The following is a 23,387-nucleotide window of genomic DNA, read 5'->3' on the forward strand; positions in this document are numbered from 1 at the left end:
AACAATGCTTAACGCTCACCAATATGTTCGAATGAGCACAAGGAGAGTGGAAATGAGCGATAAAGCTCACCAACACGACGAGATGATCCGCGCCTCTTGGCAGCGGTGTCAGTCATTTGGGCTTGACCCCAAACACTCTCCGGAAATTGTCACCTTGCATGGTGGTCAGTGGCGCGAAGCGAAAGAGCGTTCGAATGATTTAATCCAAACGACCCAAGAGCAGGTGCTGCCTTATTACGAAAACATATTGGTAAACAGTAATAGCTTGGTGCTGCTGGCGGATCAGGAAGGTAATCTGTTAAGCCGCTGGGGAAGGGCAGATTTTGTCGGTCAGATGGAAAAGCACTTGTTTGACCAAGGCACCAGTTGGCGTGAGCGATACAACGGCACCAATGCAATTGGCACAGCATTGCAAACCGGCGAGTCTGTGGTGGTTGGGCGAGATGAACACTACCTTGTCGCAAACCGATATATGACCGCCTCAGCGGCCCCAATCTATAACAGTGAACGACATTTGGTTGGGGTACTGAATATTTCTTCTGACGCCTATTTGCCGACATCTCACGTTAACGGCATGGTGAAAGTCATGACGCAGGCGGTAGAGAACCAACTCATCATGGCGACATACCGAAGCCACAGCAATATGCTCATCTTCAATACCAGCTCTGACAATCTGGCCAGCCAATGGGCGGGGTTACTGGTTTTTAACGACGGCGGTGAAATTATCGCGGCAAATCGCCGAGCAGATTTACTGGTCGGACAGTCGTTGAGAGGCTTGTCGGTGGAAACTGTTACTGGGATCCCCTTGCTACAACTCTCAGCGCATCCAGAAGATCACCCTCTGACTTTCGTTGGACTTTCACATTATCGGCTTTTCGGCTCCATTCGTCGTCCTGCTGGCAACCGCATTATTGCTGTTACACACAACGTGCATCGACAACCTGACGTTTCAACACCTCCATCGGCTAGCGAACGTAAGCTGCATCATTTGGACTTGGGTGATACCTGCATGCAAAAAGCCATTCGCCAAGCGATGAGCGTGGTGAACAGTGATATTCCTTTGGTGTTGCAGGGTGAAACAGGCGTGGGTAAAGAAGTGTTTGCCCAAGCGGTTCATGCTTCATCAGAGCGTGCAAATAAGAAAATGGTGGCGGTGAACTGTGCGGCGATTCCGGCTGACCTGGTGGAGTCTGAACTCTTTGGTTATGTGAAAGGGGCTTTTACTGGCGCAAACAACAAAGGCAGCATTGGCTATATTCGACAGGCCGACGGTGGCACATTGTTGCTCGATGAAATCGGCGACATGCCGCTTCATGTGCAGGCAAGGTTACTGCGTGTGCTGCAAGAAAAGAGCGTTACGCCTTTAGGGAGTACAGAAAGTTATCCTGTTGATTTTCGCGTGGTGTGTGCCACACACCAATCACTGCGCGATGCAGTCGCCGAAAAGCGGTTTCGGGAAGACTTGTATTATCGAGTCAATGGGCTGACGGTATTTCTCCCTGCACTTAGGCAAAGAACAGACATCATCCCTTTGGTAGATGTGTTGCTGACCCAACTCTCTGACGGTCGCAAAATTTACCTGGACGACGATGTCATTTCAGCGTTTTGCTGTCATCCTTGGCCGGGGAATATCCGTCAACTTATCAATGTGCTTAGGGTTGCTCTCGCGATATCAGGCAGCGACAAGATAAGCATTGGTCATCTCCCCGATGACTTCTTTTTAGATCTTGAACAATCCGAACCGATGGATTCGCCCATCGAGCAGACATCCATTCCTTCTATTTCTTCATGGCAAGATACGTTGCCTTCTATCTATGCCCAGACTGAAGGCAATATCTCAAGAATTGCAGCGATCACAGGTGTAAGCCGCAATACGGTTTATAAGCGATTGAAGCAATTGGGATTGAAATGACGTGCTAGATAGTCATTAACACCCAACACCTATTGCCAGAAAACGATCAAAAAGCAGTCATTTATCGAAGTTTCTGATAATCACGTAATCGCATATACGTGAAGTGGCTCGCAACAAATGTTTTGAGATGTATGTGTTTTTTTGGGTCAAAAGATAATCAACTTTGACGATCCGTAATCTGAATATTCATCAAGCCTCACCTACATCGAATCCCTAAATTTAATGTGATTTACCTCATATGAATGAATGGCTATGCACCTTTACGGGGATGCTGTGAATATCTGTTTATTGATTAATTAGTAATCATAATATGTTGAATACATTGAATTTGTTAGAAAATGTATCGTTGATCACTGTGTTTTGAATTTGTTAGCTTGGTTTTGCAACATTTTTGCAAATGGACTGAAACAAAATACAGGATCGTATTTTATGAATAAGAAGATTTTAGCCGTAGCAATTCCGGCAGTGATTTTGGCAGGCAATGTAAACGCATTTGAAGCTTACAGCAGTGACGCAGGTTCAGTAGAGGTTTATGGTCAACTTCGAGCAGTTGTTCAGAAACTAGAGAACGCAGACGTAAAACTTGATGATGGTGGCTCTCGAACAGGTGTCAACGCCTTCTACACTATCAATGAAAATCTAAACGCTTTCGGTACCGTTGAATACAGCCTTTCTTATTCCGACAGCGATACAAACATGAAAAATCGCTTGGGATACCTGGGCGTATCCGGTGATTTTGGCAAAGTCTCTTTTGGTCGCCAATATCTGACCGCCGATGACTTGAGTGGTGTTGATAATTCTTACTTCTATGGTGGCAGCCACATCATTGAAGAGCAGGTATCAGGTGGCAAGCACGACAACGCAATTCGTTATGTCTTTGAAAACGATGCAATCTACATTGATGCGAGCTATGCACTGCCAGAAGATGGTACCTCACCAGAAGTGCTGGAGCTATTTGTCAGCAAGAACCTAGCAGGTTTTGATGTAACCGCAGGTGTCTCTACGTCTAATCAGGACCACGGCGCGTTTACGTTGAATAATGTGGCCGTCTCTGCCGGCTCAATCGATGATTTGTACTACACAGTTTGGGCGCAACGCACGTTCGGCGACCTGTCTGTAGGCGTTCAGTACACGGCAAGCAGCATCGAAAGTGATGCGACGTCACTGGAGCTGGACCGTTCTGGTTACGCGCTGGCTCTGAGCTATGCGGTTACCGACAAATCAGCATTGTACAGCGGCTTTGAATTCTCAGACTACGATCTGAAAGGCCAAACTATCGGTACTGTTGATAGCGATAACCTGACAAACATTTACGCGGGTGCGGTTCACAAGTTTAATTCTTTCTTCCGTGTTTACGGCGAAGTGGGCTACCGTGACGGTAAAACACCAGGCTTTAGCAACAGCAACTCAGAATGGTCAGTAGGTCCATCTGCATACGACGGCGAGTTGCGTTACGCACTGGGTGCACGTGTTTACTGGTAATCAGTAAGTAAATACGCTTTAACTTCCCCCTGCCAAAAAAGCCCAGCGATTGCTGGGCTTTTTATCTTTCCGAATTCAGATGCCTGTGGCGGAGAAAATCGCAGGAAGCCAGCAGAAAGCCTTTTTCGATCACACAGAAAAAGGACATCGAGCCGCTAACAGAAAAGCGTATTTTCGATTCCTAAGTGGACGGCATTGACCACAAATTGCAGCCAATAAAAAAGGAGGCTGACGCCTCCTTTTAAAAGTCAGGAAAGCTTATTTTTTGCCTTCTTTGTCTAGACGAGTCAGCTCTTTGATTTGACGGCTGATTTCGCGGCGCTCTTTAGAGATTTCTGCACTCTTGATGATGTGATCGTCAACGCGGTCTTCATAGTCCGCTTTCATGTTCTTAACGATTTCTACGATTTCATCGTGAGACATTTCTGGTTGAATGTAGTCAAGCAGGTTCTCAAGCAGGGTAACGCGCTTTTGGTTGTCGCGGATTTTTTTCTCGTTATCCTGAATTTCCCGCTTCAGTTTGTTTTTGCGACGAGAGAACTTAACGATCTCGAATACATTGTTCATAGGTCTTTAACCTTCTATGTGTGATCCTGATGAAATTAAACCACATTGAGGCACTGGGAAACAGTCTTTTGATCAATGAAAAGTCACTTAAAACAAACTTCTGTTTTGACGCTAAGGCGGGAAAATTGGAACGGGAATGGTGTACGGTGAGGCATGCGTATTGCATGCCTCAAAAGATCATATGAAAGTAAATTACTCGATGGCACCTTCAAGGCGAACATGCTCGCCTGTGGTCTTGAGATTCGCACCACGGAGCATGGCATTCACCAATTCTGTCGCATCAAACTTAGTCAATGCTTCGTGTGCACCGACTTGATGCGCGCGATCAACACTGATTTCGCTTGAGAGCGAGGTGTGGAGAATCAAATAGGCTTCCGACAAGGCACTGTTGTTGCGGATTTCGAACGCCAACTCATAGCCGTCAATGCCCGGCATCTCGATGTCACTGACCACGATATCGAACGGACGGCCTTCACTTGCCGCGTTCTTCATCTTCTCAAGCGCATCAAGCCCGTTGTTACTGACTTCGTAAGGGATATTGATGCTGTCTAGTGCTTCAGAAAGCTGTCTTCGCGCCAAGCTACTGTCATCAATAAGAATGATGTGCATCGGCTTGAGTTTTTCGCGGTCGACGTCAGCGAGAACGGGATGCAGCTTGTCTTCCTCATACGGGAAGATTTTGTACATGATGAGTTCTACGTCGAGTAACTGAACCAGCTTGTTGTCAACGTCCATCACGCCAGTCAGAAACGCTTTCGTTCCTAAGGTGTCCGGTGGCGAGGTGATGTTTCGCCAATCACATTCGCTGATCTTTTCAATGGCGCGAACAAGAAAGCCCACAACACGACGTTGACAGTCGGTAATGATAATAAAGCAGCGTTCGTATTCTTCCTTTGGAACAGGTTTATAGCCAATAGCCTTTGCCATGTCGATAACCGGTGTGGTGACACCGCGAATGTTGGCGGTTCCGATGACAGTATGGTGAGAACCTGGCAGCGCAGTTAGGGGACAAAATGGAACAATCTCACGCACTTTTAGCGTGCCTATAGCAAAGGATTGTGTTGCCGTTAGCCTAAAGAGCAACATTCCCTGTGATTCGTTGGCTTTACTTTTCATGTCAGCGCCTGTTTCGGACGTATAAACCATTCTTATTGTCCCCCAATTGTAGCGTGTCGCATTGACGATAACACCTAGGTTGTACCAATTTATTGGCACAGGTCGGCAAGATTTCCTTATCTCAGTTACTCAGTACGCACGGAATGAAACGGAAGTTCAGGACATTTGTGAGGAGGGCGTTTCGCTTTCTTCAAGGAGATTTTCTACTATTAATGTGGAAATGATAGTTAACGCGCTAAAAATCGAATGCAAGATGAGCCCCGGTGAGAATTGTGGTTAACTTGAAAGAAATTGCTCGCTAGGCAGGAATGGATACAAGCACCTGTAATGTCTAGATAACATGGCTGACATGTCGAGCGACACAAGGAATGAAAGCAGCCAGTGCTGCTTTGCAATGAGAAAGTGTTCAATACGGCATAACGATAATGACAAGTATTTTAGATTCTGTAGATTCTCGTACGAAGCTGGTTGGGGAGAACCGGTTAGAACTTCTCATTTTTCAGCTCGGTACTCGACAGCTCTTTGCTATCAACGTATTCAAAGTGCGTGAAGTATTAAAGGTTCCGCACCTCAATCAAATGCCAGGCTCTCACCCCAAAATATGTGGTGTCGCCACCATCCGCGGTCAATCTATCCCCGTTATCGATATGCGTCAGTCTGTCGGTATGCGTCCGCTTGAAAAAGACCAAGATACCAACCTCATTGTGACGGAATACAACCGCACCGTTCAGGCATTCCTTGTCGGTAAAGTGGTGTACATCAAAAACATGGGGTGGGATGAAATCATGGAGCCGCCGTCAACTGGGCGCGGCAACTATCTGACTGCTATCACCAAGCTAGAACATGACAACGAAAATAAGCTGGTAGAGATAATTGATGTCGAAAAAGTGTTGGCCGAGATCGTCTCTTACGATATCGGTATTTCTGAGGAAGTACTTGATGAAGACTTGTCTCACCACCTGATGAACACACGTGTGCTGGTGGTTGACGACTCTTCGACGGCAAGAAAACAGGTGACAGAAACCCTCGGACAGCTCGGTATTGAGTGCATCGAGAAGAAAAACGGTGCACATGCTTTGCAGCTGTTGAAATCGTGGTGTGATGAAGGAAAGAACGTCACCGACGAAATTTTGCTGATGATCACCGACGCAGAAATGCCCGAGATGGACGGCTATAAGCTGACCTCGGAAGTGCGTGCGGACAGCCGGATGAGTCACCTTTATATTGCGCTCAACACCTCATTAAGCGGCAGCTTTAATGAAGCGATGGTGGAGAAGGTGGGTTGTAACCGTTTCGTGTCTAAATTCCAGCCTGATCTTCTCGTGGACGTGGTACAAACACGTATGCGCGAGAAGCTAGAGGAAGAAATGGGCAAGAAATGAAACTGCTGTTTCTCGTTCGCCATGCAAAATCGTGTTGGAAAGATGCTTCACTCGATGACCATGACCGGCCGCTAAATCCTCGTGGTTTAAAAAATGCGCCGGAAATGGGTTTGCGATTGGCCGCTTGGCAATGGTCGCCAGAGCTGATCGTTTCAAGCACTGCACTGCGAGCAAAGGAAACCGCGCGGCTTGTCTCCGAGCAGCTTTCCGGCACTGACTTATCTATCTTGCACAACAAAGACGTGTATACCGAAAATTGGCATGATCTGGTGGCTATCATTGAAGGATTTGATGATGACGTTAATCGCATCATGCTTGTCGGTCACAACCCCGCTTTTAACGACCTTATTAACGATGTTCCTTTCGAACTAGAAAACCTGCCAACCTGCGGTGTCGCAGCCATAGCAATGTTTGATACTTCCTGGTCAAACTGGTCCTCCGCAAAAAAAGAGCTCCTTTTCCTCGACTACCCCAAACGGCTTTCTTCTCCACGTTAGAAACGTGCAAATTTTTCATCAACGTATGCATCAAGTTATGCACTTTTTCTGTGGATAACTCAGTTAGTCACCCTGAATATGTGTGTTTATCTCTCAGATATAAAAAGGATTATGGCGGGGATGTCATTGCGTGCTCATAATTTGAACACATCATCATCGTTTCTTTCTCCTCGCATTTTTAGCTCTGCTTTGAATTCCTAATTCGTTAAACTATGCATCACGAAGCGGAGAGGCCCGTGTGAAAGATAATGTTTGGAGTACGCATTGATCTCTGTAGAAAAATATGAGGGATTAACAGCACGGATTGCGCTAATCAATGAAGAGATAAAACGACAGGATGTCGAGTTCTACCTTTTTGTCCCTGGTGAGCTGAATTTTTCTAAAAACGTCATTAGTGAAGATCAGTTCTACAATACGGTGTTGTCGAATACCCGTACCTATTTCACGTCTCAGTACCACTTGCCGCTGGTGCACTCTCGCCTTGCGAGCCGGGACAAGCTGCCATCTGACAAATACCGCGTCAGTTTGAGTTTGTACGCCTATCAATATGCGCTCTCGCTAGAAAAAACCACCCACCGATTCTTCGATACGCTGGCGGATGTTGGCGAAGAAGAAGCGGTTGAGCAGCTCGAATTTATTACCGACATGGCCGTTGAGATCCTTCGACGCCTGCGTCGTTACGTGCCAAAAGACGAAAGCCTCATTAAGTACTACAACAACATCGACAACTACTTGTCGTGGTTGACCGAACAGCGCTTCCTGTCTTTGATTGCACACATGCCACGAAGTGCTGCGTTTAAGCCAATGCGTGAGCAGTTGATTGAGTTTTGCCAGTCAGAGTCGAACTATCGCGTCGAGCAAAACTACAACTCGCAAAAAGCCCAAAGCGACCCTACACGTATGGTAAACAAGATGCGTCTTGCAAGACGTCTGATTGAATACCCAGTAACGATCCGACAAAACGATGTGGTGTTGGGGCAAACACTGAACAAGCTGGCAAAAGGTACCGCGACGGGTTTGGTGATGATCTTCGTGACTTTCGCCATCATTCGCATGCGCAGTTATTTGGGTGAAATTACCATGTCCTTTGTACTCGCAATGGCAGGTTTGTACGCCCTTCGTGAGATCTTTAAAGATGACCTGCGAGACGTGCTGTGGCGATGGATTCGCAAAGGCCGTCCAAAGTGGCGCAAAATGTTTACCGATCCAACGTCAGGCCAGCGTATTGGTAGCCAGTTAGAATGGCTCGACTATATCTATTTCGACAAGCTGCCAGAAGATGTGCGCAAGCTGCGCAAAGGCAAGCTGCGTCAGCGCGAAGAGTCCGTTGTGCGCATGAAGATGGTGACCCAAATGTCCACCACCAAATTCCTCAGCGGTTACGACATGACCCGAGAAGTGTGGCGCGTCGACTTTCGTCCATTCTCGCGCTTAATGGCACGTGGTAAGCAACGTTACTACGCACTAAACGAAGGGAAGGTGAGCCACGAGTCCATCGATAAACGCCACCAGTTCAACCTGATCTCTAAGCAGAAAAACCCAGATGGGAGCTTCACACTTCAACGCTGGAAGATAACGGTCAACAGATCGAAAGTGATTGATGTTGAAGAAGTAATTAGCTGAAGTAAGAACATGAACGGGGTGGCAGAAATGTCACCCCATTTTTTACTCGTTACTACAAGAGAACGTCGATTCCTTTCTCTTTAATCTCTCTCGCAATACTCTCTGGGAAATTTTTGTCCGTCACGATGGCATTGAACCTGTTCAGCCTAGGGCGTGAAATGTCCCTATTCTTCCGTACTTTGATGAATCTGAGACCAAGACAAGGTGCTGGGCTGCGTTTGCGACGGCTTGTTTCACTATGACTTTGGGTTCGCTTGGCGTGGAGATGCCTTTTAGGTTCCAAGAGGAGGTTGAGATGAAGGCGATATCGATGTTCATCCCTGACAGAAACTCTGCCACTTTGCTACCAACGGATGATTGGTTATCGCGGTCGATGCGGCCACCAGTATGATAGATCTCGCTTTGTCCGTGCTGCATCAGGTGGTTAGCAACCACAAAATCATTGGTAATGACCAATAAATCTGAGCGATGAGCAATAGCATGCGCAATTTCTAGCGTTGTTGTTCCCGCATCCAAGTACACCGTACAGTTTTTGGGGATCAACGAGCTCGCAAGTTGGCCGATCCCTTGCTTTTCATCAGCATTCTGCGCCGCTTTTGCATCGTGGGTGGCCTCTCGGTGAATCAACTGTGTAAGTTGAACCCCTCCAGATACCGACAACACTTTTCCTTGTTCCTCTAGCTTGACGATATCGCGGCGTATGGTCATGTGAGATACGCCAATGCGATCTACGAGATCGTTAATACTGATGACTTCTTGCTTCGAAAGCATCGTAAGAATGGTCTTTTGTCTTTCTGCGGGAATCATTGTCATTCTCTGTTTTTACTTTCCTCAATACTAACAGCAGCAAATATTGTTTGTGAATATTTGATTTGTTTTGTGAAGCTCGCTGAGCCTGATTTTTGTTGAATAGTGCTCACATCTTCGATGCTAATCAATAAATTGATGATTTTTACTCGTTTCAAATTGCAATGAATGTCACAGACATACGTTGATGAATTCACAGATAATCACACCAAAGAACATATATTAACAAATCGCGCTGCGCGCTTCACAACTGTGAGTATGATTAATGAACAAGAGTACGGTGAAATCAGTAGGGGTTATTGGTCTGGGTTCGATGGGCATGGGTGCCGCGAAATCATGCATTCGCGCAGGTCTCGATGTTTACGGTGTTGATTTAAATCCTGCTGCTTTAGAAGCATTGGGAAATGCTGGTGCTAAAGCGGTTGCCACAGACGCTAACCAATTCGCAAAAGAGCTGGATGCGGTGTTACTGCTTGTTATCAACGCTAAACAGGTTAAGTCCGTCCTATTCGACTCGGGGTTAGCAGCAAACTTGAAACCACAAACTGCGGTTATGGTTTCAGCGACTATTTCAGCTCAAGATGCGAAGGAAATTGAAGCGGGTCTGAAAGCTCACGACTTGATCATGCTTGATGCACCAGTCTCTGGCGGAGCTGTAAAAGCGGAAGCGGGTGAGATGACTATCATGGCGTCAGGCTCTTTGCTGGCGTTCGACCTGTTGAAGCCAGTTCTCGATGCCACCGCAGCCAAGGTTTATAACATTGGTGAAGAGATTGGTCTCGGTGCAACCGTAAAAATTATCCACCAATTGCTGGCAGGTGTTCATATTGCTGCGGGTGCAGAAGCGATGGCGCTCGCAGCGCGTGCCAACATTCCATTGGATCTGATGTATGACGTTGTTACCAATGCAGCGGGGAACTCTTGGATGTTTGAGAACCGTATGAAGCATGTGGTTGATGGCGACTACTCGCCGAAATCTATGGTCGACATCTTTGTTAAAGACCTCAATTTGGTCGCAGACACCGCACAAGATCTGCGTTTCCCTCTGCCACTTGCAAGCACTGCCCTCAATATGTTCACCTCAGCAAGCAACGCCGGTTACGGTAAGGAAGATGACAGTGCTGTCATCAAAGTCTTTGACGGCATTGAACTGCCAGGCGTGGAGAAATAGTCATGCTGTTAGGTGTTATTGCTGATGATTTTACGGGCGCCAGTGATATTGCAGGCTTTCTGGTTGAAAACGGGATGCGAACCGTTCAATTGAATGGTGTTCCTACTTTAGATACTGACATTGATGCTGATGCAGTGGTGATCAGCCTCAAATCACGCTCATGTCCTGTCAATGAAGCTGTTTCAGATTCCCTTGCTGCGCTGACTTGGCTGCAACAAAAGGGCTGTCAGCAGTTCTACTTCAAATACTGTTCGACCTTTGACAGCACAGCGAAGGGCAACATAGGTCCGGTTACAGATGCATTGCTGGATGCCCTAGGGGAAACATTCACCATCGTTTGTCCTGCTCTACCAGTCAATGGACGCACTGTTTTCAACGGCCACCTGTTTGTCCTTGGTGAGCCGCTCAATGAATCCGGTATGCGACATCACCCGGTGACGCCGATGACAGATTCGAGCGTAGTACGACTGATGAAGGCGCAATCGAGAGGTGAAGTGGGGTTAGTCAACTACCAAACCATCTCGTCTGGATGCGCACAAACCCGTAGCAAATTTGAAGAGCTTCAGTCTCAAGGTATTCGCTACGCCGTCGTGGATGCGATCAATGCAGAGCATTTGCACACATTAGGCGAAGCAGCCAAGCACCTCAAGCTTGTGACAGGCGGGTCAGGGTTAGCTTCGGGTATTGCGAAAAACTGGGCGGGTCATTTGGCCGACCAAAGTGAAGCCAAAGCAGCGGGTTATCCGAAAAAGGGGAAAACCGTGATTTTGTCGGGGTCTTGCTCGGTGATGACCAATAAGCAGGTGGCGGTTTATCAAGCCAAAGCCCCTCACTACGCCATTGAAGTTGAAGCCTGTTTGAGTGATGAAGCTTACGGTCAAGAAGTGTGCGAGTGGGTGTTAGCAAACCTTGATGATGAATATGCGCCGATGGTGTTTGCAACGGCAGAAGCCGAAAAATTAAAAGCCATTCAAGAGAAGCATGGTGCAGAGGCCTCAAGCTTGGCGGTGGAGAGACTTTTCAGTCAACTGGCACATCAACTTAAAGAACAAGGTGTGAAGAACTTTATTGTCGCTGGCGGCGAAACCTCTGGCACGGTGACACAAAGCTTGGCGGTATCTGGATTCCATATTGGGCCGCAGATTGCTCCTGGCGTGCCTTGGGTAAGAGCGTTGGACGGTGATTTGTCACTGGCATTGAAGTCGGGAAATTTTGGTGATGAAGCGTTCTTCGAGAAAGCACAGGAGTTCTTTCTATGAATGAAAACGAACTTCGTGAGCAAATGGTCGCACTTGCTCGTTCAATGTTCGAGCGTGGTTACGCGACAGGTGGGGCTGGAAACCTTTCCGTCAAATTGCCAGATGGACACTTTTTGGCAACGCCGACAGGTTCATCTTTTGGCCGACTGATTGCGGAAGATCTTTCTGTCGTGGATATCGAGGGCAACCCAATCTCTGGCAAAAAAGCGTCGAAGGAGATCGCTTTCCATTTGGCGATTTACCGAAACAATCCGACGTGTAATGCCATTGTGCACCTTCATTCCACGTATCTCACAGCACTGTCATGTTTGGAAAACCTCGACCATGACAATGCGATCAAGCCGTTTACCCCGTATTTCGTCATGCGTGTGGGTAAGTTACCCGTGATCCCATACCTCAGACCTGGCGACCCGCAGATTGCAGAGGAGTTGGCCAAGCGAGCGGCGGACTACCGTGCATTCTTGCTTGCCAATCACGGACCTGTGGTGACTGGCACAGATTTGATTGATGCCGTTGATAACGCGGAAGAGCTAGAGGAAACCGCAAAACTTGTTTTTCTGTTGAACGATAAACCGATTCGTTATCTGACCAATGCTGAAGTGGCTGACCTTGAAGGGAGAGGAAAATAATGGCCCGATTTGCTGCAAACCTAACCATGTTGTTTAACGAGGTCGATTTCCTCACGCGTTTTGAAAAGGCCCATGACGCTGGATTTAAGGCTGTGGAATTCTTATTCCCGTATGCCTACGAGCCGCAGGTGTTAGCAGACAAACTGAGTCAGTTTGGCTTCGAACAAGCACTCTTCAACATGCCGCCGGGCGATTGGGATGCAGGTGAACGCGGTTTTGCTGCGATTCCGGGACGCGAAGCAGAATTCAGACAAAGTGTAGATACCGCGTTGATGTATGCGCAGGCCCTGAAGTGTAAAAAAGTGCACGCGATGTCGGGACTACTGGATAGCCAGTTTAGTTACCAAGAACACGTGGACACCTTCATCGAGAACATTCGCTATGCCGCAGACAAATTTGCAGAGCAAGGGGTGGAGTTGATGATTGAGCCCCTTAATTCGCGTGACGTGCCGGGTTATTTCGTCGCCCATCAAAGAGAGGCTGTTGAGCTTATCAAACAGGTTGACCGTCCGAACGTAAAACTGCAATTCGACGTGTATCACGCCCAAATCATGGATGGTGATTTAACTGTGATGATCCGCGATCTCGCCGACTACATCGGTCACGTACAAATCGCCTCTGTACCAGAAAGACATGAACCTTCGGAAGGTGAAGTGAACTACCCACATGTGTTCAACATGCTCGATAACGCGGGTTACGTTGGATGGATTGGGTGTGAGTACAAACCAAGAAAATCGACAGAAGAGGGATTGGACTGGGTAAAACCGCACCTCTAACGACAACACATAAAACAATAAAAAACCGACGTCATTGCCTTCGTGTTGAAGGCAATGCTTTCAAAGAAACAGAATCTGAAAGGTAGAAAAAAATGGACGCTGCGCTAATTGGTATTATCGTGGGGATAGTCGCCATGATGGGGATGATCATAAAAACTCGCATCCCTGTTGCTTTGGCGATGGTTCTGGCAAGTATCATCATGGGCTTGTTTGCTGGTATGGCACCGACGGCTCTGATTGATGCAATCAAATCAGGCTTCGGTGGGGTACTCGGTGGTATTGGTCTTATCATCGCATTTGGCGTGATAATGGGCGCATGTTTTGAGCGCTCTGGCGCAGCCGTTCGTATGGCGAAAACCTTCGTCAAACTTTGTGGTAAAGGACGTGAAGACATCGCACTGGGCTTTACTGGTGTGCTGGTGGCGATTCCGGTTTTTTGTGACTCTGCGTACATCATTCTTCATTCTCTTGTCCGCGCAATTTCACGCAATACGGGTAAGTCTGCCGTTGGTCTTGGCGTGACACTTGCGCTGGGTTTGCTGATCACTCACGCACTGGTGCCGCCAACGCCTGGTCCTGTCGCCGTGGCGGGCATTTTGGAAGTTGACCTTGGTGTATACATGCTGTGGGGGCTGATCGTTTCTGTTCCTATGATGCTGCTCTCTCTCTTCTACATTCGTAAAGTGGGCAATGAATACTACCGTGTGCCAGAGGGACAGGAATGGATTACGTCTCAGGCTGATTGGGCGAATCTAGAGAAAGTACAAGAAGCGGATGAGAAGAATCTGCCAAGTAACTTCCTGTCTTTTGGTCCTATTCTGATCCCGATTGCACTGATTCTTGCAAACACACTTGTCGGCGAAGGCGATTCCTCACTTCAAACCCTGCTGTCGCTGATTGGTAACCCTGTTGTTGCTGTTGGTATCGGTGTCTTGATGGCACTGTATGGTTTGACGCGCCATATCGACCGCAAGGACATGGTTGGCTCGATGGATGATTCTCTTGCGACAACGGGTCTGATCCTTGTGGTCACGGGTTGTGGTGGTGCGATGGGCGCGGTGTTAAAGGCATCAGGGGCAGGTCCTCAAGTGGCTGAAGCAATTGCTAGCAGTGGTATTCCACCTTTGCTCGTCCCATTGGCAATTGCCTCTTTGCTACGCCTTATTCAAGCTCTGCAACCGCCGCAATGATGGTGGCCGCAACCATGACGTTACCGCTGGTCGACACCCTGAATTTAGACCCGGTATTCGTTGCATTGGCATGTGCCGTAGGTCCTGTTGGGTTCTCTCACCTGAATGACTCTTACTTCCACATTATCAGCCGAACTTTGGGTATTACTGAGCTTGGCGATCAACTGAAAATATGGACAGTGACGTCAACAATCGCTTGGGCAATCGGCGCAAGCATTGTGATGGCTCTAAACCTCGTGTTTGGTCAAGGCGGTACGCTGATTGATCCAATCGTGCCGTTTGCTGTTCTCGCAGCGATTATGGTTTGGGTGAAATCGCGTGAGAAAAATATCGCGTTAATGCAGACAAACTAGCTTTTCACCAAAAACAAGAGAAAGAGTGCCAGCCAAGTGCTGGCACTTTTCGTTCTGGCTCAATGGAAATCCCTTGATTGAACGAGAAGCTGATCGAGTGTGTTTGTCATGTCGATCAGCCTGCCTGCCACGATATGCACCACATCACCTTCACGCTCTAATATCCCTTTGACCTTTAAGATTTTGGCGGACACGAAGGGCGTGTTTTGCGCGCGTGCAGTGGCGAGCCAAACGACCACGTTGATGTTGCCTGTCTGATCTTCCAAGGTCACAAAGGTCACGCCACTGGCGGTTCCGGGGCGTTGTCGGCCTGTGACGACACCAGCGACAGTCACTGGTGTACCTGTTTGAATGTGCCGTAATTCACTGGCAAGACGGTGTTTACCGAGTTTGCCGCTTTCATCGAGCAGGGCAATAGGGTGCTTGCCAAGCGACAAGCCAGTTGATGCGTAATCCTCAATTAAGTCCTCGACGGCAGACGGGGCGATAATGGCTTGTCTGTCGCGAGTGTCAGGCTCTGTGTTGCTGAGCAGAGGCAGTGTATGGCTGTCATCCATCATCTGCCATCTTGCAGCATAACGGTTATTCGACAGCACTTGGGTGGCATTGGCACTGGCTAATGCTTCAAGATCGCCTTTGCTCAAGCCGCATTGTCTTAAGGCGTTCAGATGCGTGAAGCCGTTGTCGGGTCGCTGATTTAACAGTTTTTGCACGCCTTGCTCTGACAGCCCTTTGACGAGACGAAAACCAAGACGTAGAGCAGGGCGGGCATTTACGATCACTTGCTGGTGGTCCCATTGGCTGTGGTTTACGCAGACAGGCAAAATCGTCACGCCATGGAGCGCGGCATCTTGTAATAGTTGAGATGGGCTATAAAACCCCATCGGCTGGCTGTTAAGCAATGAACAGTAAAACGCCACTGGATAGTAGTGTTTAAGCCACGAAGAGGTATAAGCAAGCACCGCAAAAGAGGCACTGTGAGACTCAGGGAAACCGTACTCGCCGAATCCTTGGATCTGCCGAAAGATTTGCTCTGCAAATTCCACCTTGTAGCCACGCTCTTGCATACCATTGATGAGCTTTTCGCGGAATGGCGCAAGCTTACCACTGCGCTTCCATGCCGCCATTGCACGGCGAAGTTGGTCGGCTTCACCGCCTGTGAAGCCTGCGGCCACCATGGCTAACTGAATGACCTGTTCCTGAAAAATAGGCACACCCATGGTGCGAGAAAGTACGGATTCCACCTCTTTTGAGGGATAACTGACAGGCTCTTCACCCCAACGTCGTTTGAGGTAAGGATGCACCATGTCGCCTTGAATGGGACCAGGGCGAACAATGGCGATTTGAATGACCAAGTCGTAGTAACAGGCTGGTCGAAGCTTGGCAGCATGCTCATTTGGGCGCGAGACTCAACCTGAAACACGCCGACAGAATCGGCTTTCTGAAGCTGATGGTAAACCTTAGGATCGTCACCTAATGCCGTGATGTGCGCGATGGAATATCTGCGACCATGCTGCGATTCAATAATGGCAAACGCTTTTCTGATGGCACTTAACATACCCAGAGCCAGAATATCGACTTTCAGCAGCCCCAAAGACTCCAAATCGTCTTTGTCCCATTGAATGACACTACGTTCTGGCATTGCGGCGTTTTCGACAGGCACCAACTCATACAAGGGCCCCGCAGAAATGATAAAGCCGCCGACATGTTGGCTCAGGTGGCGTGGAAACCCGCGAATTTCCTCAACCAGCTCTAATAACCAGCGACCAAGGTGCGAGTGAATATCTAGTCCAAGCGTTTGCAACTGCTCTGCTTTATCCAGCCCTTTGTCTCTGTGGTTCAGATTTTTGATGTAGTAATCAAGCTGGGTTTCATTGATCCCCAAGGCTTTGCCAACATCTCTGAACGCACTTTTAAAGCGATAAGTGATGACAGTTGCTGCAATTGCAGCACGCTGACGGCCGTATTTTTGGTAGATGTAGCGGAACACTTCCTCGCGGCGTTCGTGCTCGAAATCCACATCAATGTCTGGTGGTTCATCACGCTCTTTCGAGATAAAGCGCTCAAAGAGCACGTTGATTTTTTCTGGGTTAACCGCCGTGATTTCAAGGCAATAGCACACAACGGAGTTCGCTGCAGAACCTCGCCCTTGATAAAGAATGCCTTGAGATTTGGCGAACTGCACAATGTCGTAGATCGTGAGAAAGAAATACTCATAACCTTGCTCGGCGATAAGGGACAGTTCTTTGTCGATGGTGGCTTTGATTTCTGGTTTTAGTCCTTCTGGGAAGCGCAAAGCGATCCCTTTGTCGACAAGGTGCTTGAGATAGGCACTGGCCGTGAAACCGTCAGGCACTAATTCTGCTGGGTATTCATAACGAAGCTCGCTGAGGCTAAACGTACACTTGTCTGAAATACGGCGAGTCTCCTTTAGCCACGCATCAGGGTAGAGCTTTTGTAGCTTATCGAGCGATTTTAATGCCTGTTCGCCATTGCGGGGCAGTGCTTGACCGCACGATTGCAGTGGTTTTCCCAGACGAATAGCGGTTACCACATCGAGAAGCGGTTGACGTCTTGAGTGGTGCATCAATACATCGTTGGCACAGACCACGGGGGTATCCAGCACTTCTGATAAGGCATCAATCATGGCAAGGTATTCGGCTTCATTAGGGAGTAAAAGCCTTTCCGCGCCAATCCAAAAGCGTCCTTCAAACAGGCTTTTTAGGCTGTGTTGAACGGGCGTAAGTTGGTCGATATCAAGATTGCCGTAGCTTGGAAACCAAATGCACAGACAGTGTTTGATATGGGCAAAGTCATCACTGAAAACTTGATAATGGCCTTTTTCGCTGCGCATACGAGCCTGGGTGATGAGCCGAGAAAGCTCACCATATGCGGTGCGATTTGGGCAAAGCAGCACCAGTTTTTCGCCTTGAAAGGTAATTTCAGACCCAACAATTTGTTTGATCTTGAGGTTTTGTTCACGAATCGCGGTGTAAGCACGCACTACACCTGCAAGTGAGCATTCATCAGTGATGGCGATGGCTTGGTAACCCAATGTGGCGGCGCGAACCACTAACTCTTCAGGATGCGAAGCGCCAGTGAGAAAGCTGTAATTACTTTTACAGTGCAGTTCTCCGAACCATAGGGTGTTGTCGTCTTTTTGCATGGAGAATGTCTCTGTAAAGCGGTCAGCAGAACAAGCCGTGTTCGAACCACTCGCCTGTCGCGGTGCGGAACACCCAGCAAAGTTGGCCACGTTTATTGCGAGCAACGAAGTAGTCTCGTTGGATAGGTGCTTGATCCCACCATCCGCTGCAGATGCGTTCAGGGCCAGTCAATGTGTCGGGCTTTGCTAAAAGTGGTCGTGGCGATTTGTGCAGCAGCGACGGGCGCATGGGTAAAGGCAACGGTACAACTTGCAGACACGTTTGAAGCGGTGCTTGGTGTTTGAATGCATGCTCAGGGCGATGATCATCCACCAAGGTGAGGCTATAGACCCCTTGTTTGCCAGCTTTGGCCTGAAGCAAGCTGATGAGTTCTCCCGGTGTGATTTGCCCACGTTTACCTGCAAACAAGTCCTGTGTTGGTGCTTGCCTTGGTAACAAGGTGTTGGCTTCCAAATGAATATGAATGACAGGGGCATCCAGTGTCAGTTTCTCCAAATGAAGCTGTAGCAAGGGCATCCATCGACTTGCCGTGGATTCAGGTTTGGCGGCAAACAGGGTCAGTATTTTCGGTTCATGGTCGTCACGCTGTGTTAGTGTCAGGGTGATTTCCGGTACAACAGATTCACGCGCATCGAGGTACTTTTCCATCTCTTTGAGCATGCGTTGAATGGGAAAGCATAAGGTCTGGCTGGCAGCAATCTCATGCAGTAATTCCAACGATTGGTGAAAATAAGCGGGTGGCGCGAACATGGCGGGCAAGGCGGCTTTGGTTTGGGTCAATGCACGAATATGTGCAGTGAGTGATTTGCCAAAACGCTGCCCTAGTGCGTCGATAGGAAGAGCAAACAATTGCTTAGCGTGGCGAACGCCCATGCGCTCAAGCTGGGTGACATGTTTTTCAGTTAAGCCGAGTTGGCGAATCGACAGTGTCGCCAAGGCTTGTTCTGTTGCTTCTAAGGTCAAAAAGCCTCGATCCAAGCCTGAACGGGCGAGGCGTTTCGCCGCTTCAGGACAGGGACTGAGTGCGTAATGAAATTGAACATTTTCATCGTTAAGTACCGGTAGCAAGGCATGCCAATAGGCGTCTAACGAGCCGTAAAGCTTGAGCATGGGCGTGACTTTCATCAGCAGGCCGTTTGGAGCATCGAGGATGATGTCAGCATTGATTTGGTACAGCAGAGCCGCCAGTTGGTGTAGACGCGCGCTTTCTTGCTGCTCGTCGTAATCCACCACATCTAAGGCATGACAAAGTGCACTGGCTGTGCCCAAGTCGTTACCAATACGAATGCCACTGTCGATTGCCGCTTGATTGGCTTGCCAGACATGCCCAGTCGCACGAGACAGTACGATCAGCGGGGAGTCTGTGCTGTTGTCCCTGATCAAGGTATCCAGCAGCAGCGTCGGAAAATGCAGGTAGAGCCAAAGTGTCATCGGAACAATGGCACCACGTTGGATGGCAAAGGCTCTGCATCATTCATGGCAGAGAACTTCGCATGAGAGAGAAGCTACTGCAGACTTCCGGCAATGGCAGCGTGAAGGGCAGTACTGGCAAGCCACGACGTTTTACGACGTGGATATTTAACCCTTCTTCGACGGGTGTAATAGACAAACGGCAACTGACAGGCAGCCCCTGAACACTTTGTTGATGGGTGATCATAAAGAGCAGGCAATCATTTTCTGTCGCCGCCAGTTGCAGGCGTCGAGCCTGCGTCACAGACAAGGCTTCGCCCCACAGGACGGCTGTTCGGCAACAGCCACTTTTCAAGGCCTGTTCGACGCACCACAGGCTCGAATTGGTCGTGGTGTCTAAGATCACCACTTTTTCCAGATCGAGTCCTGCCTGACACAATGCCACAGGATTCACTTCGCCCGGTGGGGTGGCAAACACAGTAAGCTCACTGTCGTCTAACGCGCTCGCAATGGCAGGCAGGATGAGTCTGAGTTCCCCAATACCGAAACAAGGAAGTTGTAACTCGACAACACCGGATTCAGGCCAGCCGCCCTCGAGCTTTTCATCAAGCAATACGTGGCCGCTTGCGCGGAAGTGTGTCTGGGGTTGGTACAGGCGATTCGCTGTCCAAATCCCCGAATGGAGAGCAAGGATATTGTCGATCATAAGAATAATAATACTGTATATGTATACAGTATTATATTAGGGCGAGTTAGCCACAAGAGCAAGCAGGTTTTCATCGTGACGTGCAATGAAAAGGTGGCGTAACTCTTTGTTTATGATCGCTAAATTGGTGATATCACTGAATAAAAAGTGCGCAAAAAGCGTCAGGCTTCAGCCCCGTATAGCCACATCACAAAAATGAGCAGACAACTGAACGCGGCGGTGGTTTGTAAGTGAGGCATCCAGCGCTTAATTTGCTGAGAAACAGAGTGATCTTGAACCTGTCCACTGATGTCTTGACGTGTCCATTTTTGCAGGTTGGGGTGGAAGAAGAGATACACCTTCACCAAGGAACCAACCAACTGCTCGTACCAAAGCAGAGGCACAAAAATCGGGTGGAACTGACCGGATTGCACCGAGATCAGCAGCACGTTAACACTTCGTGTCGCGATCACCCAGAACAAGTAGGCGATCACCACTTTGGCACCCATGTATGTTGCCACAACAATTGCTAGCGTCGGGCCAATCAAGGTCGTCCACATACTGATGCGTTGGTCCAGAAGACAAATCCATAGGAAGATGCCGGCTTTCTTAGGACCCAGATCGATGGCGCGCATGTTACTTCTTAGCATGTTGCCGTACCAACGGGTCATGAGCGATACGCTGGTTTTGAGGAAGCTGCCTGACGGCGCATCTTCCAAACAGGTCACAGACACGTCGGGGAGATACATCATCTTCCATTGCTCTTTGAGCACGAAGTACCATGTACTCTTGTCATCCCCTGTGAGCATGCGAATGCGTCCGTATCGCCAGTGACTGACATGGTCATAACGCAGGCTGTCGATGAAATCTGGCGACAAGGCCATGGTCGCGCGGTAGACAGAAAACCGTCCCGTGAGCACTAACACGCGATAGGTGAGGCTTAGAGAGCTCATGTAGAAATGGCGTTGTGCCATACGCTGGCGGTACCACTGACGCGTCAGAGAATTGCCTTTCACAATCGGTGCATTGTGTGTGGTGAGGGCACCTAAATCGTGATAACGCATAAGAAAGCCAGACGCTTTCGCCAGGATGCCTTCGGGCAGCACAGTATCACCGTCCATTAAGACGAGGATGCTGTCTTTTGATACCGGGCGGTCTTCTGCCAGTAAGGTCAGAGCGTCGGCCATGGTGTTGCGTTTACCGCTGCCGTCTTGGTCGATGATGTAAAGGCTAACTGGCACGCGTTCTTGCAGCTTGTTGAACTGGGTTTCGATGATGTCGAGGTCAGCCTCATCCGTCACGCAAGCCACAGCGCGACAGGCTACGCCAAAGTTACCAATTTCATCGATAAGTGCTTTGAAAACGGGCGCACTGATCTCCGGTGTTGTGCGATAGCATGGGATGACCAAGAGTATTTCGCTCGGCTTGTGAGTCAGCTCTGCAAGGCTAGAAAGCACAGGGTAGCGAACGTATTGATAGTACAAGCCACGGAATAGATGGATTGTTTTCCAGCCGTAGCGCCATGCACCAATGATACCGAGCGTATATAAAACTTCTGGGTTGACGTGATCATCGGGCAGAATGCTGTAAATCGCCCAAAGTCCCAGCAATAGACCCGCGAAGAACAACCACCACAGCACGGTGATGTGCGTTGGGTCTTCGCGGTAGAAGTTTTTAACGACAAGGTTCTTTACGTTCATAGATTGAACCAGCGTTTGAAGACATCAGACCAACCAACCGTCGCAACAACGGCTACTGGTTCGTTAACGATGGAATCGGTATCTTTTGGATCAGGTTGAATCTTGATCAAGGTGTACTGTTGCAGTCTTGGCAGCACTTTGGGCAGACACTTAAGGACTCACCTTCATCGTTGTAGATGTCGCTGTTAGACGCACTGTAGAACTGAATGTGGTCGATAGTCCCTGTCATCTTCTCTTCAGTACTCGCGAGACGGTACTCAACAGGCATACCAATTTTCAGCAACTCAGCACGCTCCAATGGCATCAGCGCGAGAATGGAACGTTCCGTTCGATCTTCTTGGGAGATGGGAGAAAGTTCGAAAATCGACGTGCCGGTTTGAACAACCTGCCCGTCTGTGGCGTTGATGGCGACGACATAACAATCACACGGCGCGTAAGCTAAACCACGGGTTTTCAAACGTTCGATCTCTTCGAGGATCTTGTCTTTCTCTTTCACCAATATGTCGAGTTGGCTTCTTACTTCAAACGGCGACTTGGAATCTACCAGAGCTTCTCTTGGGGGGACGCCAATAAGGATTTGATCGAGTTGGTTCTCGATATACTCTATTTCAGCATCAATAGAGAGTATTTCGCGCTTGATTTCATAGATAGCCACACGCTCAAGCTCACGAGAGACGTTGTCGACGGACCCGCTTCGCACGCCGTCGTTATACAGTGCCAAAATGGTGCCGCGTGTTTTGAGCTCGTCCTCTAGCAGGCTTCTTTTTTCGGTAATAAGCTTTAATTCTTTGAACAAGCGCGAGTTATATCGAGCGACCGACTCTTTACTTTGGCGAAGCAAGGTTTGCAGATAGAGGATTTCGCTGTTGATGTTACCTAAATCTTGTTTGCTCTTTGCCAAGAGATCCGTGCCTTCTTCCGTAAAGACGGAGAAGAGGAGTTCGCCCCGTTTGACAAGTTGCCCGGTTTATACTCACCCAATCGAAGCACACCGTTGTTATAGCTTCGTTGTGTCAGCACGGGTTGGCTTACCGCAGCATGTTCGGAATTGATGGAAAGCAGCCTTGTTTGGATCATCAACGCGGCGGTAGAAATCAGAGCTACAGAAACCAAAGCGACAACCGCGAATCGCCACCAGTTTTGACGCATGCGCTTCACCTCTTCTTCGTGAAGTTGCGCTTTAACGCCGTAAGAGGTCACGCTCTCAAGTGAAATGGTTTCACCGGTCAGGTAGGTATCTACAATCGATTGAAGCGTTTTCTGGTGACCAGAATTCAGAGAGTAAAACTGACAACCCAATACATAGCCGTCATCACTGACTCGCATGACTTCAAAGTGGACTGGGGTAGAAAAGCGTCCGACGGGTAATTCAAAGCAAAGATGACCACCAGATTTGTCGCCTTTCTTTCCTTTAATTTTTCCGTCAGGAATGGAACACCCACCAACACTCCATTCGTTGGTAGGATATAAAATACCATCTACCTCGATCTGAGCAGGAAACTCAATACGAGGAAATTTCCTAGCTCCCGAACGGGAACGGAATGTATGGATCGAACCGGAACTAATGGCTGCTACTCCCATCTGCCCCTCCCTATAATCTTAAATGGCGTGATGTCTAATAAGTTGTTCAGCAAGTTTCACGCCAAAGTTACATAAGTATA

16 protein-coding genes and 3 pseudogenes are annotated in these 23,387 nt (G+C 48.6%); 10 read left to right on the plus strand and 9 right to left on the minus strand.

Annotation, left to right across the window (positions count from 1 at the left end; all coding sequences use genetic code 11):
- Positions 1 to 52 precede the first annotated feature (52 nt).
- On the plus strand, positions 53 to 1,912 hold the full coding sequence (locus ATN88_RS08235) for a sigma-54-dependent Fis family transcriptional regulator (RefSeq protein ID WP_067413971.1): 1,860 nt from the start codon (positions 53 to 55) through the stop codon (positions 1,910 to 1,912).
- A 429-nt stretch (positions 1,913 to 2,341) separates the two neighbouring features.
- The gene (locus tag ATN88_RS08240; protein WP_067413974.1) at positions 2,342 to 3,394 is read left to right on the plus strand and encodes a porin; all 1,053 of its coding nucleotides are present in this window, start codon (positions 2,342 to 2,344) and stop codon (positions 3,392 to 3,394) included.
- A 258-nt stretch (positions 3,395 to 3,652) separates the two neighbouring features.
- Here the strand turns inward: ATN88_RS08240 and ATN88_RS08245 are convergent, their stop codons facing one another.
- Entirely contained in the window at positions 3,653 to 3,961 is a 309-nt protein-coding gene (locus tag ATN88_RS08245) for a DUF496 family protein (protein WP_067413977.1), read from the minus strand.
- Between the two features lie 192 nt (positions 3,962 to 4,153).
- On the minus strand, positions 4,154 to 5,077 hold the full coding sequence (locus ATN88_RS08250; protein WP_067414132.1) for a chemotaxis protein: 924 nt from the start codon (positions 5,075 to 5,077) through the stop codon (positions 4,154 to 4,156).
- Between the two features lie 425 nt (positions 5,078 to 5,502).
- Between ATN88_RS08250 and ATN88_RS08255 the strand changes: the two genes are divergently transcribed.
- From ATN88_RS08255 to ATN88_RS08265, 3 genes are all read left to right on the plus strand, one after another.
- Positions 5,503 to 6,459 carry a chemotaxis protein CheV gene (locus tag ATN88_RS08255; RefSeq protein ID WP_067413980.1) on the plus strand — a complete coding sequence of 319 codons (957 nt, stop codon included), beginning with the start codon at positions 5,503 to 5,505 and terminating at the stop codon, positions 6,457 to 6,459.
- Positions 6,456 to 6,956 carry a SixA phosphatase family protein gene (locus tag ATN88_RS08260; protein WP_067413983.1) on the plus strand — a complete coding sequence of 167 codons (501 nt, stop codon included), beginning with the start codon at positions 6,456 to 6,458 and terminating at the stop codon, positions 6,954 to 6,956. Before ATN88_RS08255 ends, ATN88_RS08260 begins: the two co-directional genes overlap by 4 nt.
- Positions 6,957 to 7,220: 264 nt before the next feature.
- Entirely contained in the window at positions 7,221 to 8,579 is a 1,359-nt protein-coding gene (locus ATN88_RS08265; RefSeq protein WP_067414133.1) for a hypothetical protein, read from the plus strand.
- 52 nt (positions 8,580 to 8,631) lie between these two features.
- Here ATN88_RS08265 and ATN88_RS08270 read toward each other — a convergent pair.
- Positions 8,632 to 9,386 (minus strand): annotated as a pseudogene (locus ATN88_RS08270) (DeoR family transcriptional regulator).
- Between the two features lie 265 nt (positions 9,387 to 9,651).
- Here ATN88_RS08270 and ltnD point away from each other — a divergent pair.
- The 5 genes and pseudogenes from ltnD (at position 9,652) to ATN88_RS08295 (ending at position 14,764) form a co-directional block, all read left to right on the plus strand.
- On the plus strand, positions 9,652 to 10,557 hold the full coding sequence (gene ltnD, locus ATN88_RS08275) for an L-threonate dehydrogenase (protein WP_067413986.1): 906 nt from the start codon (positions 9,652 to 9,654) through the stop codon (positions 10,555 to 10,557).
- A gap of 2 nt (positions 10,558 to 10,559) precedes the next feature.
- Positions 10,560 to 11,816: a 3-oxo-tetronate kinase gene (otnK, locus tag ATN88_RS08280; protein WP_067413989.1), complete on the plus strand. Its 1,257-nt coding sequence runs from the start codon at positions 10,560 to 10,562 to the stop codon at positions 11,814 to 11,816.
- Positions 11,813 to 12,445 carry a 3-oxo-tetronate 4-phosphate decarboxylase gene (gene otnC / locus ATN88_RS08285; protein WP_067413991.1) on the plus strand — a complete coding sequence of 211 codons (633 nt, stop codon included), beginning with the start codon at positions 11,813 to 11,815 and terminating at the stop codon, positions 12,443 to 12,445. The genes otnK and otnC overlap by 4 nt, the downstream gene beginning before the upstream one ends.
- On the plus strand, positions 12,445 to 13,221 hold the full coding sequence (otnI, locus tag ATN88_RS08290) for a 2-oxo-tetronate isomerase (RefSeq protein ID WP_067413995.1): 777 nt from the start codon (positions 12,445 to 12,447) through the stop codon (positions 13,219 to 13,221). The genes otnC and otnI overlap by 1 nt, the downstream gene beginning before the upstream one ends.
- A 92-nt stretch (positions 13,222 to 13,313) precedes the next feature.
- Positions 13,314 to 14,764 (plus strand): annotated as a pseudogene (locus tag ATN88_RS08295) (GntP family permease).
- A gap of 59 nt (positions 14,765 to 14,823) precedes the next feature.
- Here the strand turns inward: ATN88_RS08295 and ATN88_RS08300 are convergent.
- The 6 genes and pseudogenes from ATN88_RS08300 to ATN88_RS27050 all read right to left on the minus strand — a co-directional run bounded on the left by ATN88_RS08300 (position 14,824) and on the right by ATN88_RS27050 (position 23,307).
- Positions 14,824 to 17,930 (minus strand): annotated as a pseudogene (locus ATN88_RS08300) (error-prone DNA polymerase).
- Positions 17,931 to 17,952: 22 nt separating this feature from the next.
- Entirely contained in the window at positions 17,953 to 19,362 is a 1,410-nt protein-coding gene (locus tag ATN88_RS08305) for a Y-family DNA polymerase (protein ID WP_067413997.1), read from the minus strand.
- Between the two features lie 43 nt (positions 19,363 to 19,405).
- Positions 19,406 to 20,047: a translesion DNA synthesis-associated protein ImuA gene (gene imuA, locus ATN88_RS08310; RefSeq protein WP_232312971.1), complete on the minus strand. Its 642-nt coding sequence runs from the start codon at positions 20,045 to 20,047 to the stop codon at positions 19,406 to 19,408.
- A 161-nt stretch (positions 20,048 to 20,208) separates the two neighbouring features.
- A complete protein-coding gene (locus tag ATN88_RS08315) occupies positions 20,209 to 21,726 on the minus strand; it encodes a glycosyltransferase (RefSeq protein WP_067414000.1) in 1,518 nt (505 codons plus the stop codon).
- Between the two features lie 106 nt (positions 21,727 to 21,832).
- Positions 21,833 to 22,627, minus strand: a complete 795-nt coding sequence (locus tag ATN88_RS27045) for an HlyD family efflux transporter periplasmic adaptor subunit (RefSeq protein ID WP_232312973.1) — start codon at positions 22,625 to 22,627, stop codon at positions 21,833 to 21,835.
- Complete coding sequence (locus tag ATN88_RS27050) at positions 22,603 to 23,307, minus strand: hypothetical protein (RefSeq protein WP_232312975.1); 705 nt, start codon at positions 23,305 to 23,307, stop codon at positions 22,603 to 22,605. Before ATN88_RS27050 ends, ATN88_RS27045 begins: the two co-directional genes overlap by 25 nt.
- Positions 23,308 to 23,387 lie beyond the last annotated feature (80 nt).

This window comes from Enterovibrio coralii, from assembly GCF_001559595.1.
Classification (GTDB): Bacteria; Pseudomonadota; Gammaproteobacteria; order Enterobacterales; family Vibrionaceae; genus Enterovibrio; species Enterovibrio coralii.

What these genes read in the sequence shown, in the direction of transcription:
- ATN88_RS08235 (WP_067413971.1), top strand. Translation starts at nt 53, where the DNA reads ATGAGCGATAAAGCTCACCAACACGACGAGATGATCCGCGCCTCTTGG.
- ATN88_RS08240 (WP_067413974.1), top strand. Translation starts at nt 2,342, where the DNA reads ATGAATAAGAAGATTTTAGCCGTAGCAATTCCGGCAGTGATTTTGGCA.
- ATN88_RS08245 (WP_067413977.1), bottom strand. Translation starts at nt 3,961, where the DNA reads ATGAACAATGTATTCGAGATCGTTAAGTTCTCTCGTCGCAAAAACAAA.
- ATN88_RS08250 (WP_067414132.1), bottom strand. Translation starts at nt 5,077, where the DNA reads ATGAAAAGTAAAGCCAACGAATCACAGGGAATGTTGCTCTTTAGGCTA.
- ATN88_RS08255 (WP_067413980.1), top strand. Translation starts at nt 5,503, where the DNA reads ATGACAAGTATTTTAGATTCTGTAGATTCTCGTACGAAGCTGGTTGGG.
- ATN88_RS08260 (WP_067413983.1), top strand. Translation starts at nt 6,456, where the DNA reads ATGAAACTGCTGTTTCTCGTTCGCCATGCAAAATCGTGTTGGAAAGAT.
- ltnD (WP_067413986.1), top strand. Translation starts at nt 9,652, where the DNA reads ATGAACAAGAGTACGGTGAAATCAGTAGGGGTTATTGGTCTGGGTTCG.
- otnK (WP_067413989.1), top strand. Translation starts at nt 10,560, where the DNA reads ATGCTGTTAGGTGTTATTGCTGATGATTTTACGGGCGCCAGTGATATT.
- otnC (WP_067413991.1), top strand. Translation starts at nt 11,813, where the DNA reads ATGAATGAAAACGAACTTCGTGAGCAAATGGTCGCACTTGCTCGTTCA.
- otnI (WP_067413995.1), top strand. Translation starts at nt 12,445, where the DNA reads ATGGCCCGATTTGCTGCAAACCTAACCATGTTGTTTAACGAGGTCGAT.
- ATN88_RS08305 (WP_067413997.1), bottom strand. Translation starts at nt 19,362, where the DNA reads ATGACACTTTGGCTCTACCTGCATTTTCCGACGCTGCTGCTGGATACC.
- imuA (WP_232312971.1), bottom strand. Translation starts at nt 20,047, where the DNA reads ATGATCGACAATATCCTTGCTCTCCATTCGGGGATTTGGACAGCGAAT.
- ATN88_RS08315 (WP_067414000.1), bottom strand. Translation starts at nt 21,726, where the DNA reads ATGAACGTAAAGAACCTTGTCGTTAAAAACTTCTACCGCGAAGACCCA.
- ATN88_RS27050 (WP_232312975.1), bottom strand. Translation starts at nt 23,307, where the DNA reads ATGGGAGTAGCAGCCATTAGTTCCGGTTCGATCCATACATTCCGTTCC.